Annotated in this window: 21 protein-coding genes; 14 read left to right on the top strand and 7 right to left on the bottom strand. The window is 71.8% G+C overall.

What is annotated here, in order from left to right; all coding sequences use genetic code 11:
• Positions 1 to 35 precede the first annotated feature (35 nt).
• Positions 36 to 2,534 (bottom strand): bifunctional lysylphosphatidylglycerol flippase/synthetase MprF, encoded by a 2,499-nt coding sequence (locus tag ASF75_RS08115; RefSeq protein WP_156463827.1) that lies wholly within the window; start codon positions 2,532 to 2,534, stop codon positions 36 to 38.
• 5 nt (positions 2,535 to 2,539) lie between these two features.
• Positions 2,540 to 3,871: an alpha/beta hydrolase gene (locus ASF75_RS08110; protein WP_017888425.1), complete on the bottom strand. Its 1,332-nt coding sequence runs from the start codon at positions 3,869 to 3,871 to the stop codon at positions 2,540 to 2,542.
• 182 nt (positions 3,872 to 4,053) lie between these two features.
• On the opposite strand from ASF75_RS08110, the gene ASF75_RS17300 reads away from it, so the two are divergent.
• Positions 4,054 to 4,746 (top strand): NUDIX hydrolase, encoded by a 693-nt coding sequence (locus tag ASF75_RS17300; RefSeq protein WP_082509558.1) that lies wholly within the window; start codon positions 4,054 to 4,056, stop codon positions 4,744 to 4,746.
• Here ASF75_RS17300 and ASF75_RS08100 read toward each other — a convergent pair.
• Complete coding sequence (locus ASF75_RS08100; protein WP_082509556.1) at positions 4,658 to 5,887, bottom strand: ROK family protein; 1,230 nt, start codon at positions 5,885 to 5,887, stop codon at positions 4,658 to 4,660. The two genes, ASF75_RS17300 and ASF75_RS08100, sit on opposite strands and share 89 nt — an antisense overlap.
• 132 nt (positions 5,888 to 6,019) lie before the next feature.
• On the opposite strand from ASF75_RS08100, the gene ASF75_RS08095 reads away from it, so the two are divergent.
• From ASF75_RS08095 to ASF75_RS08070, 6 genes are all read left to right on the top strand, one after another.
• The gene (locus ASF75_RS08095; protein WP_056070402.1) at positions 6,020 to 7,318 is read left to right on the top strand and encodes an ABC transporter substrate-binding protein; all 1,299 of its coding nucleotides are present in this window, start codon (positions 6,020 to 6,022) and stop codon (positions 7,316 to 7,318) included.
• Between the two features lie 12 nt (positions 7,319 to 7,330).
• On the top strand, positions 7,331 to 8,299 hold the full coding sequence (locus ASF75_RS08090; RefSeq protein WP_017888420.1) for a carbohydrate ABC transporter permease: 969 nt from the start codon (positions 7,331 to 7,333) through the stop codon (positions 8,297 to 8,299).
• Positions 8,299 to 9,219 carry a carbohydrate ABC transporter permease gene (locus ASF75_RS08085; protein ID WP_017888419.1) on the top strand — a complete coding sequence of 307 codons (921 nt, stop codon included), beginning with the start codon at positions 8,299 to 8,301 and terminating at the stop codon, positions 9,217 to 9,219. The genes ASF75_RS08090 and ASF75_RS08085 overlap by 1 nt, the downstream gene beginning before the upstream one ends.
• 32 nt (positions 9,220 to 9,251) lie before the next feature.
• A complete protein-coding gene (locus tag ASF75_RS08080) occupies positions 9,252 to 10,910 on the top strand; it encodes a glycoside hydrolase family 13 protein (RefSeq protein WP_056070400.1) in 1,659 nt (552 codons plus the stop codon).
• A 125-nt stretch (positions 10,911 to 11,035) separates the two neighbouring features.
• Positions 11,036 to 11,971 carry an ABC transporter ATP-binding protein gene (locus tag ASF75_RS08075; protein WP_056070397.1) on the top strand — a complete coding sequence of 312 codons (936 nt, stop codon included), beginning with the start codon at positions 11,036 to 11,038 and terminating at the stop codon, positions 11,969 to 11,971.
• Positions 11,968 to 13,188, top strand: coding sequence for an ABC transporter permease (locus tag ASF75_RS08070; RefSeq protein ID WP_056070394.1), 1,221 nt, complete (start codon positions 11,968 to 11,970; stop codon positions 13,186 to 13,188). The genes ASF75_RS08075 and ASF75_RS08070 overlap by 4 nt, the downstream gene beginning before the upstream one ends.
• 157 nt (positions 13,189 to 13,345) lie before the next feature.
• Here ASF75_RS08070 and ASF75_RS08065 read toward each other — a convergent pair whose 3' ends face one another.
• The 4 genes from ASF75_RS08065 to pnuC all read right to left on the bottom strand — a co-directional run bounded on the left by ASF75_RS08065 (position 13,346) and on the right by pnuC (position 15,552).
• A complete protein-coding gene (locus ASF75_RS08065) occupies positions 13,346 to 13,654 on the bottom strand; it encodes a winged helix-turn-helix domain-containing protein (protein WP_017888415.1) in 309 nt (102 codons plus the stop codon).
• Entirely contained in the window at positions 13,651 to 14,085 is a 435-nt protein-coding gene (locus ASF75_RS08060; RefSeq protein WP_017888414.1) for a hypothetical protein, read from the bottom strand. Before ASF75_RS08060 ends, ASF75_RS08065 begins: the two co-directional genes overlap by 4 nt.
• Positions 14,086 to 14,187: 102 nt before the next feature.
• On the bottom strand, positions 14,188 to 14,820 hold the full coding sequence (locus tag ASF75_RS08055) for a TetR/AcrR family transcriptional regulator (protein ID WP_056070391.1): 633 nt from the start codon (positions 14,818 to 14,820) through the stop codon (positions 14,188 to 14,190).
• A 66-nt stretch (positions 14,821 to 14,886) separates the two neighbouring features.
• Positions 14,887 to 15,552: a nicotinamide riboside transporter PnuC gene (pnuC, locus tag ASF75_RS08050; RefSeq protein WP_017888412.1), complete on the bottom strand. Its 666-nt coding sequence runs from the start codon at positions 15,550 to 15,552 to the stop codon at positions 14,887 to 14,889.
• A gap of 394 nt (positions 15,553 to 15,946) precedes the next feature.
• Here pnuC and ASF75_RS08045 point away from each other — a divergent pair, with 394 nt between their 5' ends.
• The 7 genes from ASF75_RS08045 to ASF75_RS08015 all read left to right on the top strand — a co-directional run bounded on the left by ASF75_RS08045 (position 15,947) and on the right by ASF75_RS08015 (position 21,546).
• Positions 15,947 to 16,501: an alternate-type signal peptide domain-containing protein gene (locus ASF75_RS08045; protein WP_056070388.1), complete on the top strand. Its 555-nt coding sequence runs from the start codon at positions 15,947 to 15,949 to the stop codon at positions 16,499 to 16,501.
• Positions 16,502 to 16,546: 45 nt separating this feature from the next.
• Positions 16,547 to 17,125, top strand: a complete 579-nt coding sequence (locus tag ASF75_RS08040) for a TasA family protein (protein WP_071251972.1) — start codon at positions 16,547 to 16,549, stop codon at positions 17,123 to 17,125.
• Positions 17,122 to 18,018 carry a hypothetical protein gene (locus tag ASF75_RS08035; RefSeq protein WP_056070382.1) on the top strand — a complete coding sequence of 299 codons (897 nt, stop codon included), beginning with the start codon at positions 17,122 to 17,124 and terminating at the stop codon, positions 18,016 to 18,018. Before ASF75_RS08040 ends, ASF75_RS08035 begins: the two co-directional genes overlap by 4 nt.
• Entirely contained in the window at positions 18,015 to 18,788 is a 774-nt protein-coding gene (locus ASF75_RS08030; RefSeq protein ID WP_235517585.1) for a signal peptidase I, read from the top strand. The genes ASF75_RS08035 and ASF75_RS08030 overlap by 4 nt, the downstream gene beginning before the upstream one ends.
• A complete protein-coding gene (locus ASF75_RS17870; protein ID WP_056070376.1) occupies positions 18,709 to 19,185 on the top strand; it encodes a hypothetical protein in 477 nt (158 codons plus the stop codon). The genes ASF75_RS08030 and ASF75_RS17870 overlap by 80 nt, the downstream gene beginning before the upstream one ends.
• Before the next feature lie 577 nt (positions 19,186 to 19,762).
• Positions 19,763 to 21,082, top strand: a complete 1,320-nt coding sequence (locus ASF75_RS08020) for a GNAT family N-acetyltransferase (protein ID WP_056070372.1) — start codon at positions 19,763 to 19,765, stop codon at positions 21,080 to 21,082.
• Positions 21,082 to 21,546: a DUF2087 domain-containing protein gene (locus tag ASF75_RS08015; protein WP_056070368.1), complete on the top strand. Its 465-nt coding sequence runs from the start codon at positions 21,082 to 21,084 to the stop codon at positions 21,544 to 21,546. The genes ASF75_RS08020 and ASF75_RS08015 overlap by 1 nt, the downstream gene beginning before the upstream one ends.
• Positions 21,547 to 21,689 lie beyond the last annotated feature (143 nt).

The following is a 21,689-nucleotide window of genomic DNA, read 5'->3' as shown; positions in this document are numbered from 1 at the left end:
CCGAACGTACCGACGGCGCTGGGGAGCCGTCCGGTTCAGCCGACGCGCGCGGCTGGCTGCTCGGCCCGGGCTGCGGGCGCCGGACGCCGTTCGCGCATGATCGCCACCGCCTGGCGGAGCGACAGCCCCGGCAGGTAGGTGCGGACGATGGCGACGCCGATCGTGGGCAGCGCCACCGGGTCCGGGTACGCCATCACCAGTGGGTGCAGGTCGGGGCCGAACTTCGCCTTGAAGCGCAGCAGGGAGCGGAACCCGTAGACCGGTTCGAGGGCTCCGCCGACGACGTCGAGGACCGATTCGACGCCGCTCCGGCCGCCGGTCTGCGGTTCCGCCGAGGACGCGAGCGGTGCCGCGGACAGGCTGAGCCGCTCGGCCCCGTCGGCGCGCATCCGGTCGACCGCACTCGCGACCAGGAACTCCATGACGCCGTTCGGGGCGTCCGGGGCGCGGCGCATCACGTCGAGCGTCCAGCCGACCACCTGGCCGGCGCGGTAGGCGGGCAGCCAGCTGGTGACGGCGAGCACGGTGCCGTCCTCGCCCAGAGCGACGAGCGTGCGGACGGCGGGGTCGCGCATCTCGTCGATCCCGCCCAGGGTGAACCCCATCTCGGGCAGTTCGCGCTCGGCGACCCACTCCTCCGAGATCGCCTCGATCTGGCGGGTGACCGAGCCGGGCAGCGAGGCCCAGTCCGACCAGAGCGCGGTGGTGCCGGAGCGTGCGGCCTTGTTGACGGCCGTGCGGACGTCTTGCTTGCGCTTGCCCGTGGTCGTCCAGGTGCGCGGGTCGAGGTCGGCGTCCTCGGCGACGGGAAGGGTCGTCCAGCCCAGTCGTGCGAGTGCAGCACCGAGGGTGGCGTCGATGCCGTAGAAGACGGGCGTCCAACCGTGGTCGTCCGCGGCCCGTGCGAAGCCCTCGAGTGCTGCGAGCCGTGCGTCCTCGTGGCCGAAGGGGCCGCCGGTCGTCACGGCGACGCTGCCGGTGCGGTGGTACGCGACCCCGGCGCGGCCGTCCTCGGTGAACCAGTACTCGTTGCCGGGCCAGGTCGTCATCCACCCGAAGGTGTCGCCACCGCCCGCGACCAGCAGGGCACGAGCGGCCACCCGGTCGGCGTCCTGCCCGTCGAGGTCGCTGTCCGAGCGTCCGGCACCGGTCGGCCGGACCGCGGCGATCGCCACCGCGAGCCACAGGAGTGGGCCCGAGATGCCCACGACGAACCGCAGCGCCGGCTCGGCCAGTGCCAGGTGTGTGGGCAGGGTCACGGGGGCGATCGGGCCGAGCACGGCGAGCGCCAGGTGCAGGGGCTCCCGCACGCTGTCGCCCGAGGCAACGGCGACGCCGACGACGACGACCGCGAGCACCAGGGCCGAGCCGGCGACCGTGATCGCGAAGGTCAGCAGTCGTCGCCGGTCGGTCCGGACCGGGAAGTCGGCGCGGCGCAGGACGAGCACCACGGCGGTGGCGATCGGGACCAGCACCGATGCGACGAGCGAGAGCGAGACCGCGAGGTGGTCCGATGCCAGACGCTGCACGACGGCGTGGTGCCGCTCGGGCAGCACCCCGTACGACACGGCGGTCGCGATGCCGGTGATCAGGTCGACGGTCACCACGAGCCACAGCGCGAACCGGCTGCCACGCCGGAGTCCCACGGCGCCGACCGCCAGGACCACGAGCGGCATCACGGCCAGCAGTGACTGGAACAGGCCGTGCGGGTGCACCGCGGCGAGCGCCCGGACACAGCTGGCGGTCACCCCGGTCACCGAGCAGTGCGGCATCCTCCCGGTCGGCCCGGTGTCGAGCACCACGGCGAGCGGGGCGAGCAGTCCGAACTGTGCGCCGGTGACGAGCGCGAGCACGGGTCCGACCGCCGACACCGTCACCGCGGCCACCAGCAGCACCCGGGTCTCGCGTGAGGAGCTCCGCGTCCAGCCGCTCCGCACCGGGGACCGTCGCAGCACGCGACCGAGCACCAGGCCGACGACCAGGGCGAGCGCCGCGTGCAGGTCGGACGCGTGTCCGGCGTAGAGCAGCAGTGCCGCGACGACGGCGATCGACACGACCCGGATCCGGCGTCGCCACAGGGCGCCGGCGAACGCGCTCGCGGTGACGATGGTGCCGACGATCCACGTCCAGGGTCCGACGTGCCCCAGGTGCACGAGGAAACCGCGGTTCGCCGGGGCGCCGTCGAACAGCTGCAGCACGGCGCCGAGGCCGGTCCCCACGACGGTCGTGACGACCATCGCGAGCAGGGTGCGCCGCCAGCCGAGCAGCCGTTCGGACGCCCCGGTGCACACCACGACGGCGACGAAGGTGACGAGGAACCCGACGACGCTGCTCGTCACCGCGACCACGCCGAGCGGACCCATCGTCCCGCCCAGGGAGTCGGGCGTCCGGCCGTCGTGCGCACCGATGCAGCGGAGCACCACGGCGGCGATGCCGGCGACGACCGTCAGGGCCGAGACGACGCTCGTCAGCGGGTACCGACGGGCCACCGGCACGAGACGCTTCGGTCTCGCCCACGCGAAGGCCGCGGCCATCGCGTTCACCGGAGGCCCAGGTGCGCGATGACGCCGGGCATCCCGACGCGCAGGGCGTAGCGGACGGTGTTCCAGTCATGGGCGGAGCCCTCGGACACGAACAGCCGGGTCTGCATGCCGGCGGCGTTCGCGGCGGCGCGGAGTGCCCTGGTCGACGCGACGTAGGGGGCGTCGTCGCTGCCGTAGGCGAACACCGTCAGGTGCCCGGGGTAGGGACCGTGCGCACGCATGATCGCCCGCGGTGCCGCTGCGGCGTACCGCGAGGCCGAGCCGCCGAACCCGTACTGGATGCTGTGCTGGACGGAGCCGTTCAGGGGTGCGAGCTCGCTCGAGATGGCGAAGGTCGTGCCGAACACGCCGGGGTGTGCGGTGGAGAACTGCATGGCGCACGTCGCGCCCTGCGAGAACCCGACGATGCCCCAGGCGGAGGGGGACGCTCCGACGCGCAGGTGCTGCCGGATCCAGTTCGTGGTGTCGGTCATGATGTACGTCGCGGAGCGGCCGAGGGACGAGTCGACGCACATCGGGTTGCGGTCCGGCGCTCCGAGCTGGTCGGGTGCGACGACGATCGGGGCGAGCCCGTGGTGTGCCGCAGCGAAGGCGTCCATCACCGCGCCGAGCCGGCCGGCCTGGAACATGTCGCTCGGCTGGCCTGGTTGCCCGGCGAGGCTGATCAGGACGGGCAGGGTCGGCGGTCGTTCGGTCAGTGCTGCGGGCGGCAGGTACACGACCGCCGGCCGTGCGTGGAAGTGGGAGACGGTCGACGGGATGTCGACGGAGAGCACCTTCCCACGCCGCGGCATGCCGGCGGGTGCCCGCCAGGTGGCCGGGTCCACCACCGGACTGGAGGCGCGCCCCACCCCCGTCTCGTGTCCCAGCGGACCGGATGGGTACGGATCCGTCGTCACGGCCTGCTCGATCGTGCGGTACGCGCCGAAGTCGACGTTGACGCCGAGGACGGCGGCCAGCGCCACCGCCACCGCCGCGAGCAGGCCGAGGACGCGGCGCAGCCAGCCGCCCTGGACGACGACCACGACGAGCAGGCCGACACCGCCGAAGGCCAAGGCCACCCACATCCGGGTGACCGGCGTGAACGACACCCCGTACAGGTCCTGCACGTCGCCGAACCACCACACCGCGACCAAGCCGAGCACGGCTCCGACGGCCATGGCGCCGAGCCGCCAGACCAGGCCCCGGACCGGGTGCCGGGAGCGACGACCGAACGCGGGCAGGAGCGCGGCGACGGTGAGGAGCACCGCGATGACGTCGACCGGGACGAGCACGGACGGTGCGACGACGGCGATGTGGAACAGGGGTCGGAGCAGATCGTGGAACATGGGGCCTCCCGGCGGACGTTGCCATCGTGGCGGTGGCCCGCTGCGAACGGGGCACCGAGGCGCTTCCGGTTCCCACAGTTCCCACCTGCCCCGCTCCCAGGAGACGCCCGAACAATCCCCAGTGAAGCTTCCTGCGCGCCAGCGTCACCGGAGCTCCCGGTGGCCGCATCTATGGTGAACGGGTGACGCACGACGGATCAGCACGGGCAGCACTCGCCGCGGTCGCTGCGGACGGCTGGGGCGACGCCGGGCCGATCGGCGAACCCGGCGGGACGTCTACCCCGCGACGGGCGGCCGTCCTGATGCTCTTCGGCGTCCTCGATCGCATCCCGAGCGACCGACCCGCGACGGCACCCGGGGTCCCGCGCGACCTCGACGTCCTGCTCCTCGCCCGGGCCACGACCCTGCGCGCCCACGCCGGCGAGGTCGCGTTCCCCGGCGGGCGCATCGACCCGGGCGACGTGGACGCCGTCGCCGCCGCACTGCGCGAGGCGCAGGAGGAGACGGGCCTCGATCCCGCTGGCGTCGAGGTGCTCGGCCCCCTGCCCGCCGTACCGCTGGCGTTCTCGAACCACCTGGTCCAGCCGGTCATCGGCTGGTGGCGGGACCCGTCACCGATCCGCGTCGTCGACGAGCACGAGTCGGCCGCGGTGTTCCGGGTACCCGTTGCCGATCTGCTCGACCCGGCGAACCGCGGCGTGACGGTGATCCGCCGCGGTGGTCAGGAGTGGCGCGGAGCAGCGTTCACCATCGAGGCCGACGGCGACGACCACCTGGTGTGGGGCTTCACCGCGATGCTGCTGGATGCACTGTTCGACCGACTCGGCTGGACGGAACCGTGGGACCGGGACCACGAGGTGCCGCTGCCCGGCTGAGCAGCGGAAAGGACAGCGGGTCGGCCCGCACCGCATCGACCGCGTGGGCCACGGCCCCGATGACGACGACGTCGGCGCCGAGCGACGACGCGACGAGTTCGGGCACCGGGTCGAAGTGCCCCTCGGCGAGCAGGTCGCGGGCACGGTCAATGACGGCGACCGCCGGTTGGGCGATCGCGCCGGCGACCACCACGCGGTCGATGTCGAGCAGGCTCGCGAGCAGGACGCAGACCCGGGCCAGGCGGTCGCCCAGGCGGTCGACGATGGTGCGCGCGACCGGATCACCGCTCCGTGCGGCCGCGAACACCAGTGCGGCGTCCGCGGCGAGCGCGGCGTCCGCGGGGATGCGCCCCGCGGCGACGGCGTCGGCCACGAAGGTTCGGGCGACGGCGCCGATGCCGGCGGACGAACCGACGCCCTCGACGAGCTCGAGCACCCGCATCTCCCCCGCTCCGCCGTGGGCGCCGCGCAGCAGGACCCCGTCGACGACGAGGCCCGCGCCGTAGCGTTCGCCGGACAGCAGCGCCGCGAAGGACGCGTCACCCGAGGACGGCCGTTCGGCGAGCGCGGCGAGGTTCGCATCGTTCTCGACGAGCACCATCCCGCCCGGCACGGTGCCGTCGAACCCCGGGTTCATCCGGACCCAGAAGCCGCCGTCGTCGGGCGAGGCACCGGCGGCGTCGACCGGTGCGGGGACACCCACGACGGTGACCAGGACCCGGGTGCGGTCGACGCCTGCCGAAGCGAGCGCAGCGGCCACGGTGTCGGCGATGACCCGGAGCCGCACGGGCACGTCGAGGCCAGATGCACCGAGCGCCCCCTCGGCACGGCCCAGGACGGTGCCGCGCAGGTCGGCGACGAAGGTGGTGACCCGGTGCTGGCCGGCGTCCACGCCGACGACGACCCCGGCGACGGTGTCGAGTTCGTAGCGCCGGGCGGGGCGTCCCATCCGGTACTCCCCCGCGGCACGGGCGTCGTCGAGCTCGCGGAGCCAGCCGAGCCGGACGAGTTCCTCGGCCGCACCCAGGACGGTCGACCGGGTCAGCCCGGTGGCGTCGATCGCCTCGGTCGCGGTGAACGCCGCGGAGTCGAAGGCGTACGCGAGCAGCGTCTCTGCGCTCGTTCCACGGGGTGGCGGCATGCCGTGACCCTATCGTGCGACGAGTTCCTTGCAGAATTAGATTTTCTCGCTACATTTAGTTCCGCGGGCTGCATCGGAGCCGCTCGCGGGACGGAACGGCAGGGACGCCGGGTCCGGACGGACGGAGACGACGTGCAAGCACACGCCACCGCCGGGAACGCAGCCTCGGTCAGCCGACGCTCGTTCCTGCTGGGAGCGGGCGGCATCGGGGCGGGCCTCGCGCTCGCCGGGTGCGCCCCGATCGGGTCCTCGAGCGCCAGGCCGGAGACCATCACGTTCTACGTGTCGAAGCCCGAGGTCATCGGCTACTTCGACGAGCTCATCGCACGGTTCCACCAGACCCAGTCGAAGATCCGGGTCGTCCGCGACTCGACCTCGAGCATGTCCGCGAACTTCGTCCGGAACCGACCGCCGGACCTCGGCTGCTGGAACTACAACTTCTCGGTCGTGCCGTTCGTCGAGCACGGTGCGCTGACGGACCTGTCCGACCTGCCGCAGGCCGACACCATCAACCCCGACCTGTGGCCGCTCATGGAGCAGACCGCCGACTACCCCGGCCGGAAGAGCGCCCTGCCCTACTCGGTGACCGCGGCGTCGGTGATCTACAACAAGGCACTGTTCGCGGAGCAGGGGCTCGAGGTCCCGACGACGTGGAGCGAGTTCGCCGACGTGTGCGAACGACTGACGAAGGCCGGCATCGCGCCGATCTACGGCACGTTCAAGGACAACTGGACGATCGCCCAGGGCATGTTCGACTACTCGATCGGCGGCATGATCGACACCCCGGCGACCTTCGAGGCCCTGCGGCGCGAGGGCACGAACGTCGGAACGGGATCGGCCGTCTCGTTCGAGCGCGACCTGCGGGAGCCGATGGAGCGCATGGTGCGACTCCGCGCCTGGCACCAGGACGGCGCCGCGAGCCGTGGGTACGGCGACGGCAACCTCGCCTTCGCCCAGGGCAAGGCGAGCATGTACCTGCAGGGACCGTGGGCGCTCGGTGAGATCGCCAAGACGAACAAGGACATGGACCTCGGCACCTTCCCGCTGCCCGTCACCGACGACCCGGCCGACCGGAAGGTGCGCGTGAACGTCGACCTGGCCCTCTGGATCCCGGAGGCGTCGCGCAAGCAGGAGGCCGCCCGCGAGTTCCTGACCTTCCTGATGCAGTCGAAGGTCAACGACCAGTACAACGCGGACAACAACGGCTTCGGCGTGCGCAAGGACGCTCCCCCGGCGTCGAACCCCGCCCTGCGCGGCATGCAGTCGTACTACGACGACGCAGCCTTCTACCTCGGTGCCTCGCAGCTCATCCCCGCCGAGATCCCGGTCGCGAACTACGCGCAGTCGATCGCCTTCGGCGGCGACCCGCAGCGCCAGCTCCGCACCCTCGACGCCGACTGGGCGCGTCTCGCGCTCCGCACGGCCGCGTAAGGAGACGTCCGAATGGCAACCACGACCACCGAATCGATCACGACGGCGGACCGCCGCCGCCGTGGCGGGGCCGCCCCGGGCCTCCAGGCCGGACGACGGAAGGGACTGCGGGACGGACGCCGGAAGCCCCGCGTCGACCCACTGTTCCTGGCGTTCCTGCTGCCCACGCTGGTGCTCTTCACGCTCGCCATCACGCTGCCGGCCGTGATGGGCATCGTGCTGAGCTTCACGAACTCCGTCGGCTTCGGCGAGTTCCGCTTCACCGGGCTCACCAACTACATCGCGGTGTTCTCCGACCCGGCGATCCTGCAGGCGTACCTGTTCACGCTCGGGTTCTCGCTCGTCACCGTGATCGTCGTCAACGCGATCGCGTTCCTGCTCGCCATCGCGCTGACGTCGAAGATCCGCGGCAAGATCGCCCTGCGCGCGGTGTTCGTGCTGCCCATGGTGATCTCGGGCATCGTCATCGCGTACGTGTTCTCGTTCCTGTTCGCGAACAGCCTGCCGGCCTTCGCCACGGCGATCGGGTTCGGCCCGCTCGAGCAGAGCATCCTGGCGGACCCCGACCTGGCCTGGCTGGCGATCGTGGTCGTCACCGCGTGGCAGGCGATCCCCTCGACGCTCCTCATCTACATCGCGGGGGTGCTCTCGATCCCGGGCGAGGTGTACGAGGCGGCGGCCCTCGACGGTGCCAGTGCCTGGCGCCAACTCGTCTCGATCACCGCACCGCTGACCGCGGGCTACATCCTGATCAACCTGGTCATCGGGTTCAAGAACTTCCTGAACTCGTACGACATCATCGTCGGCCTGACCGACGGCGGCCCCGGCACCTCGACCACCAGTGTCGCGATGTCGATCTTCAAGGGCTTCAACGGCGGCGACTACGCCTACCAGATGGCGAACGCCACGATCTTCTTCGTCATCGCGGTCGTCATCGCCGTGATCCAGCTGCGGGCGACCCGCGGGAAGGCAGCGCTCTGATGTCCCTGCAAGCACCCCTGCGACCGGGGACCACCGCGACCGGCAGCATCCGGTCCGTCGACGCCGACCGATCCGCCGGCGGACGATCCGCCGGTCGGCGCGGCGGCACCGCCAACTGGCCCGTCACCGTCGTCCTCGTCCTCTGCGCACTGACCGTCCTCGTGCCGCTCTACGTCACCCTGACGATGGCGTTCAAGACCACCGGCCAGGCGGTCGACGGCAACGCGTTCTCTCTGCCGGCGCCGTTCAGCGTCGACGGCTTCGTGCAGGCGTGGCAGCTGACCGACTTCCCCCGGGCGTTCGGGGTCTCGGTGTTCGTCGCCGCGATCACCGTCGTCGGCACGATCCTGCTCGCCTCGTTCACGGCCTACGCGATCGCCCGGAACTGGGACCGCCGGCTGTTCCGCTGGTCGTTCTTCTACCTGCTCGCCGCGATGTTCCTGCCGTTCCCGGTGCTCGCGCTGTCGCAGGTGAAGCTCACCGGGCTCGCGCACCTGGACAACCCGCTCGGCGTCGCGATCCTGCACGTCATGTTCCAACTGTCCTTCAGCGTGCTGCTCTTCACGGCCTTCCTGCGTTCGATCCCGGCGGAACTGGAGGAGAGTGCACGCATCGACGGTGCGAGCACGGGACAGGTGTTCTGGCGACTCGTGTTCCCGCTGCTGGCACCGATGAGCGCCACCGTCGGCATCTTCGCGTTCCTCGCGTCCTGGAACGACTTCGTGATGCCGTCGCTGATCACCTCCGACCCGGGCTTGCAGACCCTGCCGGTGCTGCAGCAGATGTTCCAGACGCAGTTCAGCAACAACTACAACGTGTCGTTCGCCTCGTACCTGATGGCCATGGCCCCGGCGATCATCGTCTACCTCGTCACCCAGCGGTGGGTGATGGCGGGCGTGACGCAGGGCGCGATCAAGTGACCGACACACACCCCTCGAACGAAAGGCCCGACGTGACCGACACCCTCGCCCAGCCCGCCGCCACCACGAACGACGAGACCTGGTGGCGCCAGGCCAGCGTCTACCAGATCTACCCCCGCTCGTTCGCCGACGCGAACGGCGACGGCATCGGCGACCTGCCCGGCATCACCGAGCGGGTGCCGTACCTGGCCTCACTCGGCATCGAGGCCGTCTGGCTCAGCCCCTTCTACCCGTCCGCCCTGGCCGACGGCGGCTACGACGTCGACGACTACCGCGACGTCGACCCGCGCCTCGGCTCCCTCGACGACTTCGACCGGATGGTCGAGGCACTGCACGCCGCGGGCATCCGGGTGATCGTCGACGTCGTCCCGAACCACACGAGCGACCGGCACGAGTGGTTCCGCGAGGCGCTCGCAGCGCCGAAGGGCTCCCCCGCCCGCGACCGCTACGTGTTCCGCGACGGCAGTGGACCGTCCGGCGAGGACGCCCCCGCCGACTGGATCTCGATCTTCGGCGGGCCGGCCTGGACCGCCGTCGGCGACGGCCAGTGGTACCTGCACAGCTTCGCGAAGGAGCAGCCCGACCTGAACTGGGCGAACCGCGAGGTCCGCGACGACTTCCTGCACACCCTGCGTTTCTGGTCCGACCGCGGCGTCGACGGGTTCCGCATCGACGTGGCCCACGGCCTGGCGAAGGACCTGGGCGAGACCCTGCCCACCTGGGCCGAGCTCGCCGAGATGCCGAAGGACGGCACGCACCCGCTGTGGGACCGCGACGACGTGCACGAGATCTACGCCGAGTGGCGGACGGTCTTCAACGAGTACACACCGGCCCGCACCGCGGTCGCCGAGGCCTGGGTCCCCGCCCACCGCCGTGCCCGCTACGCCAGCGCCGAGGGGCTCGGCCAGGCGTTCAACTTCGACCTGCTCGAGGCCGACTTCGACGCCGGCCAGTTCCGCACGATCATCGAGTTCAACCTCGGCCTCGCCGAGCAGTCCGGCTCGTCGACCACGTGGGTGTTCTCCAACCACGACGTCGTCCGGCACGCCACCCGCTACGCCCTGCCGCCGCGCGCCGGCGGCACCGACAAGCAGGGCAGCGCCTGGCTGCTCGCCGGCGGCTCGCAGGACGCGCTCGACCGGTCGCTCGGCCTGCGCCGCGCACAGGCCGCCACACTGCTCGAACTCGCCCTGCCCGGCTCCGCCTACCTGTACCAGGGCGAGGAGCTCGGCCTGCACGAGGTCGGCGACATCCCGGACGCCGACCGCCAGGACCCGGCGTTCTTCCGCAACCCGGGCGTCGACGTCGGCCGTGACGGCTGCCGCGTGCCGATCCCGTGGACGCGCACCGGCTCGTCGTTCGGCTTCGGTCCGGACGGTTCGCACCTGCCGCAGCCGGCGTGGTTCGCCGACTCCAGCGTCGAGGCCGAGGACGCCGACCCCGACTCCACCCTGCACCTGTACCGGAAGGCGCTCGGCCTGCGCGGCCAGCTGCAGTCCGAGGAACAGCTCGAGTGGATCGAGACCGGCCGCGACGACGTGCTCGCGTTCCGTCGGCCGAACGGATGGACCAGCGTGACGGTCTTCGGCGACGAGCCCTTCGCGCTGCCGGCCGGCGAACTGCTGCTCGCCTCGGCCCCGGTGGTCGACGGCGCCCTGTCGGGCGTGGGGACGGCTTGGTTGCGTTCCTGACGGAACCAGGTGGCGGACGGGAGGCGCGGTGCAGGCGGGCACCGTGCCTCCCGTCCGCCGTGAGGTCACCATCTCGGGCCGCGACCGGCATCCGAGACGTCAGCCGCTGCCGGTAGGGTCGCCGCATGAGCGGGGCGAGCATCGGCGTGCAGGACTTCGTGATGCGGTTCGGGGACCGCACCGTGGTCGACGGGCTGTCGTTCGACGTCGCCCCCGGTGAGACGTTCGGGTTGCTCGGCAGCAACGGCTCCGGCAAGACCACGACGATCCGGGCGCTGCTCGGCATCACCACGCCGACGGCGGGGACGCTGACGATCGACGGCCGCCCCTACCGGCCGGCCACGGGCGGAATCGGCTACCTGCCCGAAGAGCGCGGGCTGTACCGCAAGGAATCCGTCATCGACGTGATGACCTACTTCGGGCGTCTGCGCGGGCTGCGCGGCGCCGAAGCGACCGCGTGGAGCATGGACTACCTGGCGCGCGTCGGGCTGGCCGACCGTGCGAAGCTGCGCGTCGACAAGCTGTCCGGCGGGCAGCAGCAGAAGGTGCAGCTCGGCATCACGATCATGGACCAGCCGCGGCTGCTCATCCTCGACGAACCGACCAAGGGGCTCGACCCGGTGAACCGGCGGCTCCTGCTCGACCTGGTCGACGAGCGCAAGGCCGACGGCGCGACCGTGGTCCTCGTGACCCACCACATGGACGAGGTCGAGCGGCTCTGCGACCGCATCCTGCTGCTCAAGGACGGCCGGGCCGCCGCCTACGGATCCGTGCCCGACGTGCAGGACGCCTTCGGCGGCGCGGTCGCCCGCGTCGGGCTCGACGGCCCGGTGCCGAAGTCGCCGCTGTACCGGCTCGCCCGGCACGAAGGGCACGTCGCCTACCTCGTCCCCACGCAGGCCGCCGCCCCGGACGGTGCGGACGTCCTGGCGGAACTGATCGCGGCCGGGGTGCACGTCACCGCGTTCGAGATGCGCCGGATCCCGCTCGACGAGATCTTCGTGCAGGTGTACGGGCACGACGCCCTGGCCTTGACGTCGACCGACGGGGCAGCGGCATGAGCAACCTCGGCACGGTCGTCCGGTTCGAGTTCGTCCGCGCGGTCAAGAAGCCCGCGTTCTGGATCGGCACGCTCGCGCTGCCGGTCGTCATCGTGGTGGTCTCGCTGCTCGTCGGCATCGGACAGGCCGCCGGCACGGACTCGGTGGTTTCCGGGTCGTCGGCCACGAAGACACCGTTCCACTACGTCGACGATTCCGGCCTGGTGTCCGAGTCCGTCGCCGCGAAGTGGGGCGGGACACCGTCCACCAGCGCCGCCGCAGACCGCGCCGCCGTGCGGTCCGGCGACCTCGACGCCTTCATCGTGTTCCCGTCGTCACCGTCCACCACCGCGATCCGGGTCGACGCGGCCGACCGCGGGCTCTTCGCCAACGGCGTGTACTCGTCGCTCGCCCAGCGGGTGCTCGAGCAGAGCGTCGCCGCGTCGGTCGACGACCCCGAGACCGTGCAGCTGCTCCGCAACCCGCCCGCCACCGACGTCACCACCTACGCCGACGGCCGGGTCGCCCCGGGCTGGTTGTCCGTCGTGCCGCCGTTCCTGTTCGTCGCCGCGTTCTTCGGGCTCGTCATCCTGCTCGCCGCCCGGATGGTCACCGTCGTGGTCGAGGAGAAGGAGAACCGGATCTCCGAGATGATCCTGACCACGGTGACCGCGGGCGACCTGATCCGCGGCAAGGTCATCGCGATGCTGCTCGTCGGCTTCGTGCAGGTCAGCGTGTTCGTCGTGCCCGGACTGGTCGGACTGCTCGTCGCCCTGCCGCTGCTGTCGTCGCAGCTCGGCGGGCTGACCATCGACCCGTGGCGGATGGTGACCGGGGCGCTGTTGCTCGTCGGCGGCGTGCTGCTCGCATCGGGGCTGTTCGTCGCCGTCGGGGCCGCGGTGCCGTCGATCAAGGACGCCTCGGCCCTGCAGTCGGCAGCGATCTTCGCGCTGATCATCCCCCTGTACGCGGCGTTCTTCGTGATGACGACGCCGACGTCGCCGGTGGCGGAGTTCTTCACGTACTTCCCGACCTTCACGCCGATCACCGCGATGGTGCGGAACGCCGTCGGGGCCCTGACCGTGACGGAGTCGGTGGTCTGCATCGTCGAGGTGTTCGTCGTCGCCGGGCTGCTGCTGTGGTTCGCCGAGTACCTGTTCCGGCACTCGGTCGCGCAGTACGGGTCGAAGGTGACGGTGCGGCAGGTGCTGTCGTGGCGGCGGGGGCAGCGGGGCTGAGCGGGGCGGTGCTCGGCCCCGTCGGCCCGCGGTGCTCGCGTCGCCGGCCCGCGGAGCTCGCGCCGTCGGCCCGCCGCGCTCGCGTTGCCGGCGCGCGGTGCTCGCGTCGCCGGCCCGCCGCGCTCGCGCCGCCGGCCCGCAGCGCTCGCGCCGCCGGTCAGCCGGCGGCGATGCGGCGGAGCGCGTCCAGGTGGGCGGCCCAGACGGCCCGGCCCGAGGCGGTCAGGGTGATCGACGTCCGGGGCGTCTTGCCCACGAAGCCCTTCCCCACCGACACGTAGCCGGCCGCCTCGAGCGCGGACACCTGCTTGCTCAGCACCGAGTCACTGACCTCGACCGCGTCCCGCACCTCGCGGAACCCCAGCGTGCCGGCGCGGGTCAGGGCGGCGATCACCGAGAAGCGCACCGGGTGCTGCAGCAGGTCGTCGAGCTCGTGCCGCGGGTGCGTCCGTTCCGTGGTGCTCACGAGCGGGCCTCACGAGCCGCACAGACGAGCGCGACCAGCAGGACGAGCCCCGAGGTGATGCCCGACCAGAGCACCGAGCCGTGCACCCACCCGACCACGGCGATCGCCGCCAGGTAGGTGACCGCCCAGCTGGCGATGTAGACGGTCCAGCGGCGGCTCCGGGCGAAGGCCGAGCGGCCGCGGATGCTCACCATGAAGAACACCACCAGGGCGAACAGCGCGACGAGGGTGCCGACGTAGACCGCGGCGAACGCGTCCCCCGTCGTGAGTCCCATGCCGAGCGTGCCGAGCGACGTCGCGACGCCGAGCGCGGTGATGAACGTGACGTACGGCCAGCGGACGGCGTCGTGCGCGCGTCGGCCGATCCGGTCCGCCTGGTCGAGCAGTCGGGCCGCCTCGGCGGGTCCGGGTCGTGCGGTGGTGTGGTCCATGGTGTCCCCTCTTGTGACACCAGTATGGCAACTACTTTCCAACTTGGCAAGCACTTTCCTGATACACGAGTCGCGTTCGCGGTGCGCTCGCGCTCGCGGCCCTCAGACGCGGACAGGCGTCTCGTCGAGGTCCCACGAGGGAACGGCATGCCGCTTCCACCCCTGACGCAGGGTGTCGGCCGCACGGTCGAACTCGACCAGGACGTCGATGTGCGGGCGGACGAGCATCTGGATCTGCAGCCCCTCGTACATCGCGAGCAGCTGTGTCGCCGCCTGGTACGCGGGGATCCCGGCCTCTTCGGCGCCCTTGTCGAAGTCGCGCTGCAGCCCGACGGTCAGCTGCTCGGCGTACTCCTCGAACCGCTTGCGGAACAGTTCGGCGAACCCGGACTCCGAGCTGGCCACGGTGATCAGTCCGGCGAGGACCCGGACGAGGCCCGGATCGGCGACGTCCTCGGCGAGGGTCAGGCGGACGTGCTCGATCATGCACGTCGGCGGGGGCTTCCGTCGGGTCCCGCGCAGCCGCACCCACCGGTCGTAGGTGACCAGCAGCAGGGCGTGCCAGGTCGGGAACAGCCGCTCGACCGTCTCGAGCGGAACGCCGGCGACGTCGGCGATGACCGCGGCGTCGACGTCGTCGAACGGGTGCAACCGGTACGCGCGGATGGCTGCGCGCACGGTGCGCTCTGCGAGGGACTCGTCGTCCTCGACGCGTTCGCCGTGCAGGGGTTCCATCCGACCATTGCAGCGCATCGCGGGCCGTTTGTCTCGTCCCAGAGCGGGGGCCGTGCCCCCGGGCCGTCAGCCGACGGTGATCGGCGCCGCCGGCGGGCGGACCCGCTGGCGCATCCACACGAAGAACCCGGTCAGGGTGAAGACGCCGTAGAAGACGTACATCAGCCCCGATGCGTAGTACCCGGCGGAGAACAGCAGCGGCACGCCGACCAGGTCGACCGCCACCCAGATGAGCCAGAACTCGACCCACCCCTTGGCCATGCCGTAGGTGGCGAGCAGCGAGCCGACGAAGATCCAGGCGTCGCTCCACACCGGTTCGTAGGATCCGAGCGCGCGGAAGACGGGGGTCAGCAGGGCGGTGCCGCCGACCAGGCCGACGACGAGCAGCAGGCGGGACCGCCAGGAGGCCCAGTGCGGGTCGATCACGGTCGTCGCGTCCTCGGGGCGGTGCGTCCACCGGTACCAGCCGTAGACGCTCACGATGATGAACATGACCTGACGGCCCGCCTGGCCGAGCAGGTTGACGGGGTTGGGGGTGTCGAACAGCGCACCCATGAAGACGGTGAAGAGCAGGGCGTTGCCGACCAGTCCGACCGGCCAGGCCCAGACCTTGCGACGCATGCCGCCGAGGGCGCTGAGCAACCCGAAGACGTTGCCGATCACCTCACGCCACAGCACCGTCTGGTCGCCGATGACGATCTGCGCGTCGAACAACCAACGCACGATGTCCATGGGCCCTCCTCGTTTCCGCCGGACGGTGCAACGACGCCACCCGTACCGGCATTCCTTCCGGGTTTCCCCGGTCCGCACGGAGCACACACCCAGAAACCGGGGTACAAAGCATGTCCTCAAATGCGAGGACGCAAATGCCCCCCGTTCTGGGGTCCCGGTGAACGCTCGTTCTCGCTTGTCCGCAGTTTGGGGGACAGCTAACGTCGTCCCCAGAGCGAGTCCAGCCCGCCCGAGCAGCAGTCCCTGCGCTCAGAGGCCCGGCGACCGTTCTCGGCACCGGTCAGCCGCGACCCCTTCCAACCACTGGTCGATGACAACCTCCCCACCGGGCAGGACACCCGAACGTCCCCGGTGGGCTTCAGCGCGCCCAGGCACGCAGGAACGGAACCACTCCATGCACAAGATCGTCACCGGTGCCATCGCCGGCGCAGCAGGCGTCGCACTCCTCCTCGGCGGTGCCGGCACGTTCGCCCTCTGGAACGCCAGCGCCTCGAGCGCCGCGTCCGCGGTGAGCGCCGGCACCCTGACGCTCAGCGCCAACAACGACGGCGCCTGGACCGACATCACGAACGGTCGTTCCGCCGCGATCGACCCGACGAAGGCGCTGATGGTGCCGGGCAACACGTTCCAGTTCACGCAGACGCTGAACATCGGCGCGACCGGCCAGGACCTCAAGGCCAACCTGACCTACGCCAACCAGAGCATCACCGGTGACAGCGCGCTGATCGCCGCCACGACGAAGACGCTGGCCGTCACGTCGACGAGCGCCTCGATCGTGCAGTCCTCGTCGAACGCGAACACCTTCGTCGTCTCGCCGTCGTCGTCCACCTCGACGGTCAAGGTCGTCTTCACCGTGACGCTGCCCGCCGCCGCGACCACCGGTCAGGGCGGCTCGCTCAACCTCAGCGCGCTCGCCTTCACGCTGACCCAGACCGCGATCGGTTCCTGACCCACCGATCGCACCCCACCGACCACGACGACCAGGAGCAGGGACATGACCGCCACACCGCGGACGACGGGACGCCACCGCGCCTCCCGACGCCACCGCTGGGTGTGGCCGGTCGCGCTCGGCCTGGTCGTCGCGGTCGGCACGGCGCTCCTCGGCGTCGGCGGCACCTACGCACTCTGGAACGGCACGGCCAGCACGGCCGCCACCACCGTGCGCTCCGCGACGGCGACCATCACCGTCGGCGGCACGACGGCGATGAACACCGCGGTCCTCGGGCCGGGCACCAGCACCACCGGCACGTTCACCATGCGGAACACCGGGTCGATCCCGCTCTCCGTGCGCGTCACGACGACGTCCTCGAAGTCATCCGTCGCGGCGGCGTCCGGTGAGCTGACGCTCCACCTCGCGATGGTGTCGTCGACCGCGAAGTGCGTGCCCGGGCTCACCGGCACGAGCGCGCGGCTCGCCACCTTCGACACGGGCTCAGGTGTCGTCACCCTGCCGGCCGGGGGCAGCGGCATCGCGTGCCTCGAGATGGCCCTCGACGCCGACGCCCCGCAGACCGTCGCCGGCGCAACCACCGACTTCACCCTCACCGTCACCGGAACGCAGGTCGCCGCATGAACCGCCGCCTCCGGCTCCTCGTCGCCGTGCTCCTCACCGCCGTGTTCGTCGGTGGCACCTCGAGTGCCGCGTGGGCCTTGTGGAGCGCCTCGGGCACCACCGCGGCGAGCACGACGGTCGGCACCGTCACGGCGTCGATCGGCGGCACGAGCGCACTCACCACCGCCTTCTCGGCGAGCGTCACCTCGACGACGAAGCCGATCACCCTGACCGACTCGGGCACCCTCGGCGGCACCGCCACCACCACGGTCTCGGTCGCCTCCGGCAGCTCGACTGCACTCGCCAAGGCCGTCACCGTCGTCGCCTGGCCGGTCGCCTCGACCACGGCCTGCACCACGAGCACGGCCGTCGGAACCGGATCCGTCAGCGGAACCTGGGCGTCGCTGCCGAGCATGAGCGCGAAGCTCGCCGCCGGGGCCTCCGCGATCTGGTGCACGCGCAGCACCCTGCAGTCGTCTGCCCCGGCCGGCGCGACCACCACGGTGAACGTCGGCCTCACCGTCACGAGCGGCACCTGGAGCTCGGGCGTCGTCACCGGCAGCTTCACGCTGACCACCCCGGCGGCGACCGTCGACACCACCCCGTCGCTGGTCTGCACCGACCACGGCGGCTGGTACGTCGAGGTGCGCTGGGACGCCGCGAACCGCCCGCAGGACACCTGGTACGGGGCCTTCGTCGGCTCGACCCCGGTCGGGAAGAAGGCGCAGGACTACTCCGCGTTCATCACGATCGCACCGCCGGACGTCCCCGCGAGCGCCGGCACCTCGGGCACGCTCACCGTCGCCGTCAAGGTGCTCGACAGCGCCGGCAACCCCACCTCGACCGTCGCGGGCACCGGCAAGGTCACGCTCTTCACGCAGGACAACGGGGCGGCGATCCGATGCGGCGCATGAGCACCCCCGCCCCACGCACCGGGTGGCGAGCGGTCGTCCGCGCCGTCGCGTTCGGGCTCAGCACCGGGCTCCTGCTCATCGTGGCTGCGCTGGCCGTCGTGCTGATCGTCGTCCCGAAGGCCACGGGGTCGATGCCGCTCACCGTCCTGACGCAGTCGATGGAGCCGACACTCCCCCCGGGCACCCTGCTCGTGGTCCGGCCGACCCCGGTCGAGGACATCCAGGTCGGCGACGTCGTCACCTACCAGATCGTCTCCGGCCAGCCCGCGGTCATCAGCCACCGCGTGGTGTCGGTGTCCTCGTCGTCGGACGGCGGACGGACCTTCGTCCTCAAGGGCGACAACAACGCCGAGGCCGACCCCGCCCCCGTCACCGCCGTGCAGATCCGCGGAGTCCTCTGGTACAGCGTCCCGGACATCGGCCTGGTCAACCAGCTCGTCAACGGGTCGCGCAGCTGGCTCATCCCGCTGGTCGCCGGCGTGCTCCTGACGTACGGCGCGGTCATGATGACCGCCGGCTTCGTCAGCACCGCCCGTCGTCGTCGGGCGGGCACCGGCCGCGGGCGTCGCAGCGCAGCACACCACGTCGGACGGAGCACCACCGAGACCACGACCCCCACCCGGTCTAGGCTCGGTGGACGTGACGGACGGAGTGCAGCGGGCGCGGGAGCTCCTCGACGCAGCGGCCCGATTGCTCCGCGCCGCGGACGTCCCCGACGAAGCGCTCGGCGAGTACGTCCAGCCGAAGGCCGTCCTCGGGATCCGTCGTGACCCCACCATGCGGCCGCTCGGGCGGGTGTGGCGGGTCGGAGCGCTCCTGATCGGGTCGTCCCCCGAGACCGCCGGCGGTGTCTGGGCCACCGGGTCGATCACCCGGGTCACCGAACCCGGTCGTTCGCAGTACCAGTCGGTCTCCGCCGAGGTCCGTCGCGCCTACCGTGCCGCCGCCGCGAAGGGACACTTCGCCGCCGGTGAGACGGTCAACCACGGCGCCGTCCCGATCCCCGTCGACGAGACCCTGGTCGCCGCCGACGGTGTGCTCTTCGTCGCCGACGACGTGCCCTCCGTCCGGTGGTCCCCGACGGCCGGCGCCGCCGTCCCCCTCGCCGACTACCTGGCCGACCGCGTCGGCCTGCTCGTCGATCCCCCGCGGGGCGCGACCGACTGACGCGGCACCGCCCGTCGCACGGTGCGGGGTTCGTCGTGCGGTGCAGGTTTGTCGCGCCAGCGCACCGTGCAGCGCGGGAGACTCCGTGCGCGTTCCCGCTCCCGGTGCGAGCTCCTGCCGCAGAGCAGCGGAACTGCGGAACCGCGGAACCGCGGAACCGCACCGTGCCGGATCGCCCGACCCGTGCGAACTTGCCCGCCCCGTGCCCCGCCACAACCCCGCACCGAGCCACCCAACCGCTCCGACCCACGAACCCCGCACCGTGCAGCTCCGGGCGAGCCCCCAGGACGCGACCACGGAACCGCACCGCGCCGGGTTCGTCGTGCGGTGCAGGGTTCGTCGTGCGGTGCAGGGCTCATCGTGCGGTGCAGGTTCTTCGGGCATGCGCACCGTGCCGGATCGCCCGACCCGTGCGAACTTGCCCGCCCCGTGCCCCGCCACAACCGCGCACCGAGCCACCTCCACCGCCCTGACCCACGAACCCCGCACCGTGCGCCCCGCGCCCAACTCCCGGCGCGTGACCCCATGCAGACCACACGGCTGTCGCGACGTCACCCGGTCCCGATAGTGTCGGAACGTGAGCAACGATGCATTCGACGACCGCTACGAGCTGCGCGAGTTCGCGCCCGGGACGGACGACAAGGGGGCACCGAACGCCGAGACGGCACCGTGGATGCAGGCCGTCGGGATGGGCTTCCACGAAGCCGACCCCGACGCCGAGGGCGCAGCCCGCATGGCGTCGCACTTCATCGCCGACGAAGAGACCTTCCTCGGCGTCTACGTGCGGAAGCCGTTCCCGGGGTCTGTCGACGAGACCTGGCCGGCCGGCACCTTCACCTGGTTCCGCAAGGCGCTGAGCTGGGGCGACGGGTCCTCCGTCGACACCCAGGCGATCTCCGCGGTCACCGTCCGTCCGACCGAACGCCGCCGCGGCATCCTGCGCCGGATGATGACGCACGCGCTCGAGCGGGGCGTCGCCGAGGGCTACGCCGTGGCGTCGCTGACCGCGTCCGAGGGCACCATCTACCGCCGCTTCGGCTTCGGCAGCGCCATCCGCGAGCGCGCGATCCACGTCCGCCGCGAACGCGCGCTCCCCCTGCTGGCGCCGACCTCCGGCACGGTGTCGGTCGTGACGCCGCAGTGGCTCGCCGACTGCCCGGGCAAAGCCGTCTTCGACCGCTTCCACGCCCGCACCCCCGGCTCCATGGTCCGCAACACCGGCACCTGGGACGTCGTCTTCGGCCTGCGTGGCCCCGACGGCCAGAAGGCGAAGGACGTCCGCGCTGCCGTGCACCGGCCCGACGGTTCGGACGACATCGACGGCTACGTCACCTGGCGCGTCAAGGAGACCAGCGGTTCCGACACCGCGCTCGAGATCGTCGACCTGGTCTACGCGGACGACCGGGCCTACACCGCCCTGTGGGAGTTCCTGCTGTCGGTCGACCTCAACGACGTCGTGAAGTACAACCGGTCCCGCCTCGACGACCCGATCGTCGCGGCGCTCGGCGACAACCGTGCGTACGACGTCGACCACGAGGAGGACCACGTCTGGCTGCGCGTGCTCGACGTGGCGGCGGTGCTCGAGTCGAGGCCGTTCGCCGCCGACGGCTCGCTGACACTCGCGGTCACCGATGCGCTCGGCCACACGACCGGCACGTACCGGCTGGACGTCCAGGAGGCCCGTGGCACCGTCACGCGCGTCGCCGACGACGTCGACGTGGCCGGGTCTGACGTCCAGCTCGACGTCGCGGAGCTCGGTGCGGTGCTGATCGGCTCGGTCTCCCCCGTCACCCTGGCGGCCGCCGGCCTGGTCCGCGCTGCGGACCCGGCATCGGTGGAGCTGCTCCGCGCGATGCTGTTGCCGCCGCGGACGCCGCACGGCATCACGTACTTCTGATGGACGTCGCCCGGGTGGTCGGCCGGGCGCGTCAGGTCGTCTCCGTCCTGGCGTCCCCGGCCCTCCGTGCGGCGGTGTTCGGCGGAGCCCCCGCCGACGACCGCACCCAGGCGGCGGTCGGCTCGTTCGACTGGGTCACCGACGACGGCCCCGACGCCGCGGTGCTCGGTCGGACGGCACGGGAACTCCAGCGGTTGCAGTCGCCGGCAGCGGTGCTCGAGTTCGACCGGATCGAGCGGATGCCGGTGAAGGACGTCGAACGACATGCGCTGTCCGTCCGGATCGTGGAACTCGTGTTCGAGCGCCTCGGGCGTGACCGCGCCGTGCCGGAGGCCGTGCTGAACGCCGCGATCGGCATGCTGGCGGCCGACGTGTCCATCGTGCGCCGGGATGCGGTGGACCTCGGTGTGCTGACGCGCACCGACGACGGCTCGGTCTACCGGTTCGTGGGGCGCCCGGCCTGAGGCAGGCGGGCAGCCGGGGCAGGGCGGGGCGAGCCGGGCCGGGCGCAGACGCACGGTGCAGGGTTCGTCGGACCGTGACGGGCTACCCGCTCGGTGCGGCGCCGTAGTGCAGAACGGAGCGGGCAACCTCGCACGGACCAGCG

The organism is Curtobacterium sp. Leaf154 (genome assembly GCF_001424595.1).
GTDB classification, from domain to species: Bacteria; Actinomycetota; Actinomycetes; order Actinomycetales; family Microbacteriaceae; genus Curtobacterium; species Curtobacterium poinsettiae.
This window is presented reverse-complemented; position numbering and strand designations above follow the sequence as displayed.

Coding starts and splice junctions, on each gene's coding strand:
- ASF75_RS08030 (WP_235517585.1), top strand. CDS start 18,015: ATGAGCACCCCCGCCCCACGCACCGGGTGGCGAGCGGTCGTCCGCGCC.
- ASF75_RS08115 (WP_156463827.1), bottom strand. CDS start 2,534: ATGGCCGCGGCCTTCGCGTGGGCGAGACCGAAGCGTCTCGTGCCGGTG.
- pnuC (WP_017888412.1), bottom strand. CDS start 15,552: ATGGACATCGTGCGTTGGTTGTTCGACGCGCAGATCGTCATCGGCGAC.
- ASF75_RS08015 (WP_056070368.1), top strand. CDS start 21,082: ATGGACGTCGCCCGGGTGGTCGGCCGGGCGCGTCAGGTCGTCTCCGTC.
- ASF75_RS08075 (WP_056070397.1), top strand. CDS start 11,036: ATGAGCGGGGCGAGCATCGGCGTGCAGGACTTCGTGATGCGGTTCGGG.
- ASF75_RS08090 (WP_017888420.1), top strand. CDS start 7,331: ATGGCAACCACGACCACCGAATCGATCACGACGGCGGACCGCCGCCGC.
- ASF75_RS08045 (WP_056070388.1), top strand. CDS start 15,947: ATGCACAAGATCGTCACCGGTGCCATCGCCGGCGCAGCAGGCGTCGCA.
- ASF75_RS08110 (WP_017888425.1), bottom strand. CDS start 3,871: ATGTTCCACGATCTGCTCCGACCCCTGTTCCACATCGCCGTCGTCGCA.
- ASF75_RS08060 (WP_017888414.1), bottom strand. CDS start 14,085: ATGGACCACACCACCGCACGACCCGGACCCGCCGAGGCGGCCCGACTG.
- ASF75_RS08100 (WP_082509556.1), bottom strand. CDS start 5,887: ATGCCGCCACCCCGTGGAACGAGCGCAGAGACGCTGCTCGCGTACGCC.
- ASF75_RS08035 (WP_056070382.1), top strand. CDS start 17,122: ATGAACCGCCGCCTCCGGCTCCTCGTCGCCGTGCTCCTCACCGCCGTG.
- ASF75_RS08040 (WP_071251972.1), top strand. CDS start 16,547: ATGACCGCCACACCGCGGACGACGGGACGCCACCGCGCCTCCCGACGC.
- ASF75_RS08085 (WP_017888419.1), top strand. CDS start 8,299: ATGTCCCTGCAAGCACCCCTGCGACCGGGGACCACCGCGACCGGCAGC.
- ASF75_RS08070 (WP_056070394.1), top strand. CDS start 11,968: ATGAGCAACCTCGGCACGGTCGTCCGGTTCGAGTTCGTCCGCGCGGTC.
- ASF75_RS08055 (WP_056070391.1), bottom strand. CDS start 14,820: ATGGAACCCCTGCACGGCGAACGCGTCGAGGACGACGAGTCCCTCGCA.